Origin of the sequence: Hydrotalea sp. AMD (genome assembly GCF_004100315.1) — a bacterium.
In the GTDB taxonomy this organism is placed as follows: Bacteria; Bacteroidota; Bacteroidia; order Chitinophagales; family Chitinophagaceae; genus Hydrotalea; species Hydrotalea flava.
Window position 1 is genome coordinate 1 of sequence record NZ_SCKY01000037.1, and the last position, 12,247, is coordinate 12,247.

Here is a 12,247-nt window from a genome sequence, read left to right on the forward strand (position 1 = left end):
CCTGTTCCCTCCCTGCCCCCCTTAAAACCCGAAAGACAGGGCTTAAAGAACCCCGCCGCCCCCTCCCTTCGGTCGGGCGAGCGGTAAGAAAAAGCCGGGGGGGAAAAATAACGCTTGACAGGGATTGTAAACAATGCTATAAATGAATTGTAAACATATAACAAAAGGAGGTGGGAAAAATGAGAGTCGTTAAAAGCGAAAACCTTGAGTGTCTTATAAAAAAACTCAAGAAAAACAATGAAAACGAATACATGATTGAACTTATCGCGCAGGAGATATATCTTCTTGGCGCTAAGGAATCTATCGACTCGCTTGAAAAGGAGTTGAAAACCAAATGAACACTAACAAAAGGAGGCAATATATGGTAAAAAAAGACTATCAGATGTTAACTATATTTAAAGGTCTTAATGAACTTTTCAAAAAAGTTGATAAAATATCGGATAAAGATTTAAAAGTGATTGAGCTTGATCTTGAAATTTTATATCTAATCGGAGTTAATGACGGGCTTATTCAGGCACAAAAAGCGGTTGATACAGGTAAATCATAAATGAACACTTTCAAATGAATTGTAAACATATAACAAAAGGAGGGAAAAATTATGAAGATCACAGTTTTAAAAACTCAAAGTGGCCAGCGAATATTTAATCTTTTTTATCACAGAAACGGCCGCTGTAAACTTATTGCAAAATTTTTAACGAGAAAAGCCGTAATTGAAGAAACTGAAAGATTAAACAAAAATATAGAGCAGAATTATAGTCATTTTTATTCAAATGATGTAAATGATAAATCATAAAGGAGGTTTGATATAACAGATGAACACTTTCAAATGCCGTGCCTGTAATATGTATTCTTTTTCAGCCAACCCGGATATGAAAGGACTAAAATGTCCTTATTGTGGAGGGATAGTCTTTCAAAAGGAAGCTGAGAGCGATAAGATCAGATGTGATCATTACATGGTCTGTGCTGATCGAGTTTGTGTTCATGCAAATCACCATGTAGCGCATGAACTCTGCAATCAGAGTATCTGTTATAAATTCAAAAATTCAAGGTGTTTATGAAAGGGGGTGAAAAAAAAATGAATAAAAAACTGAAGGGATCGCCGGTTGTCATCGCTTTACGCATGGAAAAGAGCATGATCACCGATCTCAAGCGGCTGGGGAAGATTGAGAAAAAGGGCCGCGCGGATCTGATCCGGCTGGCGGTAACGAAATACGTGGAAGAAAACCCGGAAAAGTTTACAAAGTAATAAAAAAAACCACAAGGAGGCCAAAAAAATGGCAAAAGAAAAAGAGGAAAAGAAGGAAACGAAAAAAGGCGGGCATAGAGCCACGTATTCAACTGACAAAAAGAAAGGCGGCTACCTTGTCCGTGTCCAGGGGCCGAATGCTGAAAAATTTGCTGGCCGGGAAGTCCCCGTAACTCTTAAAAGCGGTGATGAACACCCGGAGAAGCTAACCGGTCTGATCTGGACGGGGATCGACAAGGATAGCGGCGAAAAAGTTGCCCTCTATCGTTTCGAGCCGAAACCCCGCTCCGGAGACATCCCGTTTTAAAATTCGTTTGACAGGCGTAAGGGGATATGCTATAAGACGCTATCCCCTTTAGTTTGCCGCCGCATCTAAAGGGGGCCTCTTTTCACATATCCCCGCATTCCATTATATCAGGGTTTAACGGTATCCGCCAATGCCTAAAAAGCCTAACCGCTACACTATTAAAAAAGTTACCCGTTTCAGAAGCCCAAAAACCGGACGATTCCAAAAAAGACGAAAAACATCGATTGAAGAAGTTTACGAAACCCAGTACACAGAAAAGGGCCAGAAATTGCGGACGGCGCGGGCCTATAAACAGGGTAAAATCGTAACGGTAAACGTGGACGAAACGGATGGCAGCGTTTCCCGCGCGCTTAACCGCAAAGGCTGGTTGGCCGTAAAAAATTACAAGGGTGCAAAGCAAATTGTCATTACGATCAAGGGAAAAGATTACCGGGACAAGGAAAAACGGATCAAGGGCATTATCGACCTTGACAAGGGCGAGCAGAACATCGGTAATGTTATCACGGGCCGCATTATTGGGCTTATTCATGATCGTGGTTATCGTCCTCAATATTCGTTAAACATTGTCGATTGGTCTAAGACAAAGGCCAGCAAAAATTTTTCGCGCACGAAAAAACAACTGCACGATCTCAATATCACAATCGAGGTGAGAAAATGAGCGTTCATTTTTCAAGCCAAAGACAGAACTGGAAAACCCCGGTAAAATTTTACGATGAACTTAATAAGGAATTTTCTTTTGACTTTGATCCTTGCCCGCCTGATCCGGCATTTGACGGTTTATCAATAGAATGGAAAAAAAGGAATTTTGTAAACCCGCCTTATGGAAAAGTATTACCCTTATGGGTTGAAAAGGGCTATCATGAGGCGCAAAAAGGTAAACTTGTCGTAATGCTGATCCCTTCCCGAACCGATACGCGCTATTGGCACGATTTTATAATGAAAGCTAAAGAAATACGTTTTATAAAAGGGCGGCTTAAATTCGATGATCAAAAAAATTCCGCGCCTTTTCCGTCGTGTATAGTGATATTTTAAAAATGAAATTTAAACTCCTCGCCCTTGACACGGAAGACGACTCAAACGGCCATGTCCAGATTATAAATTTTTTCGACGGAGAAAAGCATTACACTTTCACCGGGCCTGATATGCGACTTGAGGCGTGGACGTTTCTTAAAGAACTGCCGCCTTGCCAGGTATGGGCCTGTAACCTCGAATACGATCTCATAAACCTTTTTGGGGATTGGCTTGGCTCGATGGTAACGTTACAGTACACAAAAGGAGGTCTGATCCGTGGAAGTTTTAGAGACCGTGCTGGCATTACTTTTTATGATAGCTTACGTCATTGGCCGATTGGGGTCAAGGGTATGGGTGATATTATCGGGTTACAGAAAAAAGAAGTGAACGGCAATTTTAATGATATTGATTACTGTCAGACAGATACTGAAATAGTCTGGCGTTTCGTTTCGACAATGATTGACCGCTATGAAGATTTAAAATTAAAATGCAAGGCAACCCTTCCGGCCATGACGTTACAACTTTTGGAGCGTTTTTATAAAATCCCCCGAAACTCGATCCCCGCCGATCTTCAGGATTTTTTCCGGGGCGGGTATTACGGGGGCCGTGTGGAGATTTTCCGGCTTGGAGAGATTGAGGGTCAGATTAATTACTATGACATTAATTCCCTTTACCCGTCCGTAATGAAAAACGGCCTATATCCCGATCTTGACACTTTTTACGAAACCGAAAAACCAAATTTTGAAAAAGAGGGCATAGCGGAGGTTGAAATTGAATATCCCCGTGATCACTATATCACCGCGGTTCCTGTACGGACTGATACGGAGATCATTTATCCTTATGGGCGGCTCGCCGGAAAATGGTGTTATCCTGAAATTAGACAGGCTCTTTCGGACGGCGCAAGACTTATTAGAGTAAAAAGGGCTATTGAATTTTCAAAAACCTGCAAACCCTTTTCCGGATATGTCGATTATTGTTATGCGGCCCGTCTTGAGGCCAAAAACCGGGCCGATAAACTCGACGATGTTTTTTGGAAACTATTCCTCAATTCCTGTTACGGAAAATTCGGCATGGGTGGGGAATTATCCCTGATATACAATAACCGCGATCTGAAAATAAAAAGCAAGGCCAGTTATGTCAATGTAATTTGGGCGGCTTACGTTACGAGTTATGGCCGCTTACGGCTTTTAAAAGAATTGCGGAGCGTAGAACCTTATTACTGTGATACTGATAGCGTTTTCACATCGGACGAATTACCTGAAGGAAAAGATCTTGGCGAAATAAAACTTGAGGGAAGATTCAGGAAATGTCAATTTATCGGAAATAAAATATATACCTTGACAGATAATAAAAATAATGTTAAAGAAAAGGCCAAGGGAATTAATAAAAATGTTGCCGGGGATTTTATAAGGACTGGTAAAGCAGTCTTTAAAAAACCCATGCGTTTTAGAGAGGCCAGAAAATCTATAGCCGGGATCGCTAATAAATGGTACACGGTAACAAAAGAAAACCGGAAATCATACTGCAAGCGCAGGATCTTGAAAGACGGATCGACGGAACCATGGAATATAAAGGATTTTAAAATATGAAATTAATGAGATATATTTTCCATAAGGTTGAATGTCTGGTCTGTCATATATTTTTTCTCAAAAGGGATTTTGAAGAGCATTTTATTTGCCCAATGTGTGAAAATTCTCATAGCATGAATTCATGGAGAAATTAAAAATGAAAAAAAGAAAAATCCCGGCTTCAAAACGTAACAGATTAAAACTGATCTTTGAAACGATCTTTATCGAGTATTTTAATATAAATCTGTTAAGGGGGTTTTATGGCTTTTGATCGCAAGGCTTTAAAAAAATATCTGAAGGAAAACCCGGACGACCGGGCGGCCCTGCTCGAAGAACTTGGAGTAAGCGAAACAGGCGATCCCGATCTTCTTGACGCGATCACATCTTTAACCTCGCGCGTTGACGCTCTTGAAAAAATAAAACCGTCCGGGAGCGGAAACGATCCCGAACCTAAACCCAAAACCCCGGCGGGATTTTTCGAGTCGGTTTTCGGATTGCCAAAAAAATAAAATGAAAATCAAAGGCCATGCGGGGCCGAAAAAAGGGGGCCTCGCATTATGGGAATTGAAAGTCAGGAAACAACTCCGGCGGCTGTCGGCGGCGTACCAAAGTTTGAAGGGTCTAAAGGCGGCAGTTCGCCTTTATCGGGCTATGAAGAAAAGAGGCGCGGACGCGGGCGGCCTCCGGGGTCAGGCGCAAAGCCTCGGCCTGGAAGTCTATCGGATAAACCACAGGAAGCTGATACTGCTGGCCTTGATGAACTTTATAAAGGTGAAAACTGGCAGGAAATAGCGGCCCTTCCTTTCAACGTCCGGCGCGCCATGACGGGTTCCGACGTTTTCCAACTCGATTCCAAACAGAAAAAAATCCTCGGCGATAGCCTCGCGGCCTCGATGAAACTCCTCGGCATGATTGACCCTAAATACGTCGCTTTGACGATATTCGGTGTAAACATTACGACCATATGGGCCGAAAAGGAGTTAATCTATGCTCTTGAAAAAAGAAGCCAGCGCGGAACCCCGGAAACTGAAAAAGCCGTTTGAACGCGATATTTATCAGATATTCGGGCAGACGGGGACTGGCAAATCGCAGTTTACGAAGCGGAAGATCAAGGAGGCCAAGCGCGTTCTTGTAATCGATCCACAGGACGAATACTGCGGTATTCAGCACTTTGACTCGATAGACGAAATCAAGGAGCATATCGAGAAGAACCCCAAAGTCTTCAGGATCGGGGTATCCGATCTCCGTCTTTTTGATGAATGTTGTGATCTCATTGCCTGTTGTCCATCAAGCCTGCTGGTGGTCGAGGAAAGCCAGCGCGTGATCCCGCCAACGGGCCGCCCCCCTGAAAGTTTCGAGGATTTGATCTATCGGGGCCGACACAGCGGAACGAGTATTTTACTTGTAGCACAGCGTCCGACAACCGTCAATATCGCAGTCCGCTCACAATGGAATTACCTGATCTCTTTCAGGCAAACGGAGAGGCGGGACATAGGCTGGATTGAGGATGTAACGGGTTACGAGATCGAGGAAGAGATCAGGAACCTTGAGGTAATGGAATACATCGAGATCAACCGGGACGGATACGAAAAGAAAAAACTCGCGGGGGGGTTTGTAAAATGATAAAAATCATAATCGAGAATATTCAAAAACATCACAGAGATTGGCCAATGTACGGGGATGGATTTAAACAAGTTATCATATCAAAAAATGATCAGATAATTTTACATATTTTTATGAGAACCTCCTCATCTCATTTAATGCTGGAAAATGCTTTAAAGCTTTTACATGAGGTTGATTTATGATTATTGAGCAGACTAAAGCAGAGGCAATCATAAACCAGTACAGCTACTTCTGGTTCATGTACCGTTTCCTGATGCGGCGCGATCCCTATTACGGCTGGCTGTTATCCCACATTTCGAGGTTTTAAAATGGATATGACTTTACCTGAATACAAAACCCTTATGAAAAGAGCCGGATGTCCTTACCCGCCCTGTATGTTTACGGACGACGAAAAGGCTTTCAGTTATTGCCAGAAAACCGGGTATGAATGTATTGTTTTTAAATCATTTGTAGTCCGATCCCGGATACGGCGCAATTCAAACAGCCGTAAATTCCCCCGGCTGTGCAGACCGAATAATCAGATCAGAGGGCTAAATATTTTTCATAATCGGCTTGACAGAATTTAAGTTTTAATATAATCTGATTTTAAATTTGAACTCGTAGAGATTAAGGCCATGCGGGGCCGCATACCCGGCATGGCCTTTTTCTTTTACGAGAAAAACTTTAAAAGGAGTACGGCCATGCACATAAAGCATTACGCGATACTGATAGTCTCGACTACGCTTTTCGCGCTTGTGGGGATTTATCTGCTGAATCAGTTTTCCGTGACAAAGCCTTTCGTCGCCAAGGCGATTCAGGGCTAGATCGATCTCTTTAAGGGTAGCGGCCCGGTAGAGGACAAGCCAAAACACTTTAAAGGAGAAAAATACCATGCCAGTAACGCAGCCCGATTTGGGGCAGAACGAAGCGATACTTCAGGGGCAGAAAAGGGGCAACTATGAAATGGTCGAAATATTCCGTGGATATGCCCTCAATATCGGCGGCCCCACTTACATCAATTCGCCGATCCCGGTAAATAACCCCATCATAGCCGCGATCATAAGGGTAAATATTACCCTTACAGTCGGGACGGGCACCGGAGCGATAGCGGAAGGTGAGCTACTCTTTACCAAGGCCATTTCCTTCAGGTCGGACAAAAACGAGTTTTTCCTTAAGAATGTTCCGGGCCGGGGCCTCTACAGGCTTAATCAGATCGAATTCGGAACGCATGGACAGAAGGACGCGGTAGCGGCCTCGAACGGCACATATTCGCAGCTGTACGTCCTTCCTTTCGTTGACTTCTCCATGCGCCATCCTTACGATACCGTATTCGATCCGCAGGGCCGGGGATATAAGTCGGTCGAACTGGCCATTACCGTGGGCGGGGTCGCCGATCTTCTCGGAACCGTCGGAACCTCAAGCGTAACGGCAACTGCCGATATGGAATTTGTGCAGATGAGAGAGACGGTCGTCCCGGCGGGTATCAAGCCCCGGTACGTCAGGGAAATCGGGAATGTCCAGCCCGCGAACCTCGCGAACCAGCTCTTTCAGGATTTGGAAAGGTCGCCTGATCTCGCTTACACCGGTCTTATGGTGCAGACGGCTAACAACGCGACGGTAGGCGTGCCGTTTACCGGGACACCGACAAACACAACTCTTACGGATATCTCCGTCGAAACAAACAACAGCTATCCGGTCAAGTCGATCCTTTACGCTCTTCTTAACTACTTTAACAATTTCAGGGCCGCCAACACCGGATGGCCTGTCGGGTATATTTACCTTGATCTCCTCGGCTACGGCAAGCAGGAGCAGGACGGCAGTTATCTCGGCGCGCTCTACTCCGCTAAATACGGAAAGCTGAGGATCAACAGCACCGCCGGAGCACTATGGTACTCGCAGATGTCGATCCTTTACGACAGCATCCGCGATCTGAAGCCTTAAGAGAAAACTCCGGCGCGATCCCACCGACACGCCGGGGCCTCCGGGCCGGGGGTCATGATCTGGCCCCCGGCTTTTAATAAAACCAAAGGAGCAAATTATGATAGAAATTTACAGAATTAACCCGAACCTTACGAAAGACTTCATGGGCCGCTTCGATACGATCGAAGAAGCCCGCGCCTACAGAAATCATGCGCCGGAAGTGGCCTTTTCAGCCGTTTCGGTCGACGGTATGACGGTCGCAGACGTGAACGGCGCGATAACCTCGCGCATGGCAACCGATCCCCGCGCCTGCGGTTGCAAGATCGCCGATCAGTTCAAAGCCGAGAAGGGCGCGAAATCAACCCCGGTCGAACTCTAAAAAACGATCTGAAAAGGAGGTCGTAAAATGGGTCTGGCCGATGATATAACAGGGGTATTTGACTCCGTTTCGGATACCGTGTCGACTGTTTCAACCGACGTCTCAACGACGCTCGCCGGGGTTGCGAACGCCGGAACGTCTTTCAATGCGATATTCGGCGACACTACAAAAGGAACGCCTAACGCGCCAAAAACGGCGGGCATGGACTCGAAACTGGTTCTTATAGGGCTCGCGCTCCTTGCTATCGCGTTCCTTTGGAAGCACCGGGGGTGATATGAGACTTGGCAGCGATCTGGAGGCATTTCTTTTTAACCCCGTAGAGGTCTTAAGCGGGACTTATAAATGGCCTGACGCGTCCGGGGTCGATCCGAACGGAACGGGGCCGGGTAACACCATAGGCCCGTCCGCGCCCTCGCCATCCGGGGCCAATGCTTCAGGGCAGACATGGGGCCAATGGTTTTCCGGGATGTTTATAGGGACCGGGAAAACCACCGGGAATTTCGTCGGTTCTACGGTCGCGGCAACGGTTACGCCGCTTCTCCCGATCCTTATAATCCTTCTGGTCGTGCTGGTCTTTACAAAAGTATTCGCGGACAGGGTGGCGGGGTCTATATGACAACAGGAAACTTCGGGACGCAACCGATCAACCCTCAGGGCGATAAAACCACGACCGAACGGCTTTTAAACGGCATACTCAATATTCTTAATCAGATATTGCAGTTGCTTACGCCGACCGCCCGGATGCCGCAGATCATAAACCAGCCTGTAGCCGGGGCCGGAGCCGCAAATGAAACCAAATGCCCGCTCCCTCTAAAAGTCCGGGCTATGATGATCAAGGCGCGGAACGCGGATATACAGATCGCATTTCAGGCTGGCGATAGCGGGACTTATTACATCCTGCTGCCGCAGGGTGCGAGCATTTTTCAGGACAATATAAACACCTATATCGACGGTATCTTTTTTCAATCGGCTTCGGCAAACGCAGTTCTGGAGGTCCTGACATGGCGCGCCTGAGAAATATCTTCGCTGTTATCTTATGGTTTTTCTGGCACGCATCTCTGACGTATGCCGGAGGTGTAAGCAACGTCAATAACCCACCTTCAACAGGACTTTCAACGGGGGCGGTCGTGGCCGCCGCGCCGTCCGCCGCGCCGACTGAAAGCTATCTGATGGGTTATAATATACCATCGTCGGGATTTACCCGTCTTTCGCTCGGATCGAATGGCATTCTTTTAGATGGCGTATCAAACAACGCCGCCGTGATCTCGACTAACGTCACCACAACCGTTAAAGGAACGGGCGGGGTCTTGAACGGAGTCATTACTAGCACGGCGGGAAGCGCGTGGGTTGCGGCTTTTTATAATATAGCTTCAGGAGGATGTACGGGAACGCCCGGAAGCGGTTATCAATTTACCCTGTCCGAAAATACAGTAGGGCAGGTACAAATAATAAATCATACTTTTTCTTTGGGCATTTGCGTGGTAACATCAGGGACTACGCCGGGGGCTTTTTCCGTTCTTTACAGATAAAAATAAAAAGGGGGTTTTTTATGTTCTCAAGCCTTGCGACAACCATATTCGGACAGATTCTGGGGATACTCATGGGTATAATACCGATGATCTCAACCGGGAAGATCGACTGGCTGCACGTGGGCATATACGCGGCAAGCGCGGGGCTCGGCGCGGTGGCCAAGGATTTTAACCGGGATTCCACCGGAGCACCTCTAAAGTAAAGGGGCCAGCCATATGCCCCTGGTACTATTCGGGATCGCTCTATTTTTCATTTTCATTACTCCGCTTGCTGAAAACAATCAGTCCGTTCAAAACGTCCTGAACTCGGTAAAAGGTATGATCTCAAGGCCGAATAGAAATAATAACCCTGGTAATCTCATGTACGCCGGGCAGCGCGGGGCGATTGGAAAAGATGAACAGGGCTTTGCGGTCTTCGATACCGTGGACAGCGGCTGGGCGGCCCTTTACAGGCAAATACAGCTTGACGCGGGGCGCGGATTCGACCTTAAAGGATTCATAAATAAATACGCTCCTCCGTCAGCGAACGATACAAACGCCTATCTTCAATTCCTTATCGACCAGATAGGCATAAATGCAAATACCCTGCTATCGCAGATCAATGTTACCGCGCTTGCGGAAGCCATAGCGAAATTCGAGGGGTTCATCGGGTAATTGTGACAGATTACTTTTCGCTTGTAAACGCATTGCTTCTTTTGATATTGGGATTAGTCATAAAAATCGAACGGAACCTGACAAAAGTGAAAGCCGATCTCAGGGATTGCCCGCATATAAAAGAAGAATTGAAATGATTTATAACCCTCAAGACTTTTTCGCCCCGACCGGTTTTGGAATTGCAGGGCCGAAAAATAGCATATTTTTAGCCAAAGGTAGCGGAGAATTTTCAGGAACAACATACCCACAGTACGCCTCCTGGTTAATAAATACCGGTTTACTGGAAAAAACTCCTGCACCTTTATCTTCAACGGGAACGTGGGTTTTCAGGGTAAACCTTGTTCAAGATTATACAACAACTACATGGATAAAACTGGACGGCACAACCAAAACCGGTCCGCTCGCCAGTTATTTAAACGGTTGGGATCCCGATCCTGCTCAACAATCGATTCCGCTTTTTTCTAATCTGGTTTTTAAGTGGACCTGGGCAACACCTGAAACCGGGTTTAATTCGGTCATGATGAAAATCGGACCTATCGTGGGAATCGCAATCACAGCAGTTGCAACCGCTGGATTAGTTTCCGGGATTATAGCAGGTTTAGCCCCCGCCGCCGTAACTGTAGCGGATGCTGCACCATCGGGAACGCTGGCTGCTGATACTGGAACATATACCTTCGGGGCGTTTACAACCCCTTTTACCGATATAGCCACAACACCTGTGACGGATGCGATAATTGAAGGATCCAACCTCGGTGGATCGATAATATCCAGCGTTGGAACTGCCGGAAAAATAGCCACAAACGTTGCAGGGACCGCCGGAACTCTTGCAAAGACCGTACAGACTTTAACAGGCCCGGCTGCCAAAAAACCCGCCCTTAATCTCGCCAATACCCCGACTCCCGGACTGGGGGCCGGCGGTCTTCTTGGACTGGGGTTAATCGGCGGCGCAGCCCTTTTATTGCTTTTATAACAAAGGACATGCCGTGAAAAAGAGAAAAACGGCAAGACGCAGAAAAAAACGCGGGTTTTTAAACTGGTGAAAAAGACGACTCTTTATTGGATCGCCGGGATTGTCATTCTTTACTTCCTTATTATGAGAAGTAAAAATCCAACAGCTACCGGCGCACCTTCTGCAATACCTGTTCTTAATGATCCTTTTTCATTATGGTATAAATGAATGAGTCAAAAACTAATAACCGGGGTTTTAAAAGTAAATTATTTAACTCCAACACTCTGGCCGGCGGAAACAACAAGGTTTGGCTGGATAATGCGTAACCTCTCGGGCGTTACAGTTTATATAGGAGATAAGACCGTATCAAAACAAACAGGATTTCCGATTTTTCATGGTGAAATGTTCAGAGATTCGGAATTTTTTTCATATCAGGGAGAAATATGGCTGATCTCGGATTCAGGAATAGCAGTGTTTGTAAACTTTTTGAAATTTTTATCATAGTTCTTTTAACTGTATTCTGCGTAAAAAATCAGGCGCGGGCAGTTGAAGTAAACAGCAGTCCTGCTTTTTCTCCCGATTCAAAATATATCTCATTTGCAGTCTATGATTTAAATAACACCAATACAACATTATATACCGTTCCGGCTGGAAAAAAATTTTATATAACAAACGTTCATTTACAGAGTTTCATCAACGCAAACAGCAGTAAATGCAATGTGTCAGGAGTAACACCCGATGATTCAATAGTTTTTGTAAGTCATACAGAAGGAGTTATACCGGCACTCCCTGCCCTTTCCCTGAATTCAGATGTCTATTTTAACCCGCCGATAAAAATATCTGAGACCGGTTTTATTGTTCTCGCGTCTACATCGGCCTCTGCCTGGTGCACTGTTAATGTCCAGGGTATTCTAAGCTCATATTAATCTCTTCTTATCTTTTTTAACAATCATGCCGGCAGGTGTAATTGTTTCAAATAATCGCAACTATGTGCCTGTGCAAGTATACAGGTGTGCCCCGGAAGCCCCGGGGTTCTTTAAGCCCTGTCTTTCGGGTTTTTAGGGGGGCAGGGAGGGAAAAGG

16 protein-coding genes are annotated in these 12,247 nt (G+C 45.8%); all 16 read left to right on the top strand.

Annotation, left to right across the window (positions count from 1 at the left end):
• Positions 1-361: 361 nt before the first annotated feature.
• The 16 genes from EO766_RS16805 to EO766_RS16880 all read left to right on the top strand — a co-directional run bounded on the left by EO766_RS16805 (position 362) and on the right by EO766_RS16880 (position 11,669).
• Complete coding sequence (locus tag EO766_RS16805; protein ID WP_287101590.1) at positions 362-547, top strand: hypothetical protein; 186 nt, start codon at positions 362-364, stop codon at positions 545-547.
• 507 nt (positions 548-1,054) lie between these two features.
• Complete coding sequence (locus EO766_RS16810; protein WP_287101591.1) at positions 1,055-1,246, top strand: hypothetical protein; 192 nt, start codon at positions 1,055-1,057, stop codon at positions 1,244-1,246.
• A 28-nt stretch (positions 1,247-1,274) separates the two neighbouring features.
• Entirely contained in the window at positions 1,275-1,553 is a 279-nt protein-coding gene (locus EO766_RS16815) for a hypothetical protein (RefSeq protein WP_287101592.1), read from the top strand.
• Positions 1,554-1,683: 130 nt separating this feature from the next.
• Positions 1,684-2,211 (top strand): hypothetical protein, encoded by a 528-nt coding sequence (locus EO766_RS16820; RefSeq protein ID WP_287101594.1) that lies wholly within the window; start codon positions 1,684-1,686, stop codon positions 2,209-2,211.
• The gene (locus EO766_RS16825; protein WP_287101596.1) at positions 2,208-2,585 is read left to right on the top strand and encodes a DNA N-6-adenine-methyltransferase; all 378 of its coding nucleotides are present in this window, start codon (positions 2,208-2,210) and stop codon (positions 2,583-2,585) included. Before EO766_RS16820 ends, EO766_RS16825 begins: the two co-directional genes overlap by 4 nt.
• 2 nt (positions 2,586-2,587) lie before the next feature.
• Positions 2,588-4,153 (top strand): DNA polymerase, encoded by a 1,566-nt coding sequence (locus EO766_RS16830; RefSeq protein ID WP_287101597.1) that lies wholly within the window; start codon positions 2,588-2,590, stop codon positions 4,151-4,153.
• A gap of 239 nt (positions 4,154-4,392) precedes the next feature.
• On the top strand, positions 4,393-4,641 hold the full coding sequence (locus tag EO766_RS16835; protein WP_287101599.1) for a hypothetical protein: 249 nt from the start codon (positions 4,393-4,395) through the stop codon (positions 4,639-4,641).
• A gap of 48 nt (positions 4,642-4,689) precedes the next feature.
• Positions 4,690-5,175 carry a hypothetical protein gene (locus EO766_RS16840; protein WP_287101601.1) on the top strand — a complete coding sequence of 162 codons (486 nt, stop codon included), beginning with the start codon at positions 4,690-4,692 and terminating at the stop codon, positions 5,173-5,175.
• Complete coding sequence (locus EO766_RS16845; protein ID WP_287101602.1) at positions 5,126-5,755, top strand: helicase HerA domain-containing protein; 630 nt, start codon at positions 5,126-5,128, stop codon at positions 5,753-5,755. The genes EO766_RS16840 and EO766_RS16845 overlap by 50 nt, the downstream gene beginning before the upstream one ends.
• Before the next feature lie 870 nt (positions 5,756-6,625).
• A complete protein-coding gene (locus EO766_RS16850; protein WP_287101604.1) occupies positions 6,626-7,675 on the top strand; it encodes a hypothetical protein in 1,050 nt (349 codons plus the stop codon).
• A 97-nt stretch (positions 7,676-7,772) separates the two neighbouring features.
• Positions 7,773-8,033 carry a hypothetical protein gene (locus EO766_RS16855; RefSeq protein WP_287101605.1) on the top strand — a complete coding sequence of 87 codons (261 nt, stop codon included), beginning with the start codon at positions 7,773-7,775 and terminating at the stop codon, positions 8,031-8,033.
• A gap of 453 nt (positions 8,034-8,486) precedes the next feature.
• Complete coding sequence (locus EO766_RS16860) at positions 8,487-9,047, top strand: hypothetical protein (RefSeq protein ID WP_287101606.1); 561 nt, start codon at positions 8,487-8,489, stop codon at positions 9,045-9,047.
• Positions 9,035-9,562 (top strand): hypothetical protein, encoded by a 528-nt coding sequence (locus tag EO766_RS16865; RefSeq protein ID WP_287101607.1) that lies wholly within the window; start codon positions 9,035-9,037, stop codon positions 9,560-9,562. Before EO766_RS16860 ends, EO766_RS16865 begins: the two co-directional genes overlap by 13 nt.
• Before the next feature lie 216 nt (positions 9,563-9,778).
• Positions 9,779-10,216 carry a hypothetical protein gene (locus EO766_RS16870; RefSeq protein ID WP_287101608.1) on the top strand — a complete coding sequence of 146 codons (438 nt, stop codon included), beginning with the start codon at positions 9,779-9,781 and terminating at the stop codon, positions 10,214-10,216.
• A gap of 133 nt (positions 10,217-10,349) precedes the next feature.
• Positions 10,350-11,186: a hypothetical protein gene (locus EO766_RS16875; protein ID WP_287101610.1), complete on the top strand. Its 837-nt coding sequence runs from the start codon at positions 10,350-10,352 to the stop codon at positions 11,184-11,186.
• 207 nt (positions 11,187-11,393) lie between these two features.
• Positions 11,394-11,669, top strand: a complete 276-nt coding sequence (locus EO766_RS16880) for a hypothetical protein (protein WP_287101612.1) — start codon at positions 11,394-11,396, stop codon at positions 11,667-11,669.
• Positions 11,670-12,247 lie beyond the last annotated feature (578 nt).

Coding starts and splice junctions, on each gene's coding strand:
- EO766_RS16880 (WP_287101612.1), top strand. CDS start 11,394: ATGAGTCAAAAACTAATAACCGGGGTTTTAAAAGTAAATTATTTAACT.
- EO766_RS16810 (WP_287101591.1), top strand. CDS start 1,055: ATGAAAGGGGGTGAAAAAAAAATGAATAAAAAACTGAAGGGATCGCCG.
- EO766_RS16860 (WP_287101606.1), top strand. CDS start 8,487: ATGGTTTTCCGGGATGTTTATAGGGACCGGGAAAACCACCGGGAATTT.
- EO766_RS16855 (WP_287101605.1), top strand. CDS start 7,773: ATGATAGAAATTTACAGAATTAACCCGAACCTTACGAAAGACTTCATG.
- EO766_RS16820 (WP_287101594.1), top strand. CDS start 1,684: ATGCCTAAAAAGCCTAACCGCTACACTATTAAAAAAGTTACCCGTTTC.
- EO766_RS16825 (WP_287101596.1), top strand. CDS start 2,208: ATGAGCGTTCATTTTTCAAGCCAAAGACAGAACTGGAAAACCCCGGTA.
- EO766_RS16875 (WP_287101610.1), top strand. CDS start 10,350: ATGATTTATAACCCTCAAGACTTTTTCGCCCCGACCGGTTTTGGAATT.
- EO766_RS16830 (WP_287101597.1), top strand. CDS start 2,588: ATGAAATTTAAACTCCTCGCCCTTGACACGGAAGACGACTCAAACGGC.
- EO766_RS16835 (WP_287101599.1), top strand. CDS start 4,393: ATGGCTTTTGATCGCAAGGCTTTAAAAAAATATCTGAAGGAAAACCCG.
- EO766_RS16805 (WP_287101590.1), top strand. CDS start 362: ATGGTAAAAAAAGACTATCAGATGTTAACTATATTTAAAGGTCTTAAT.
- EO766_RS16870 (WP_287101608.1), top strand. CDS start 9,779: ATGCCCCTGGTACTATTCGGGATCGCTCTATTTTTCATTTTCATTACT.
- EO766_RS16840 (WP_287101601.1), top strand. CDS start 4,690: ATGGGAATTGAAAGTCAGGAAACAACTCCGGCGGCTGTCGGCGGCGTA.
- EO766_RS16815 (WP_287101592.1), top strand. CDS start 1,275: ATGGCAAAAGAAAAAGAGGAAAAGAAGGAAACGAAAAAAGGCGGGCAT.
- EO766_RS16865 (WP_287101607.1), top strand. CDS start 9,035: ATGGCGCGCCTGAGAAATATCTTCGCTGTTATCTTATGGTTTTTCTGG.
- EO766_RS16850 (WP_287101604.1), top strand. CDS start 6,626: ATGCCAGTAACGCAGCCCGATTTGGGGCAGAACGAAGCGATACTTCAG.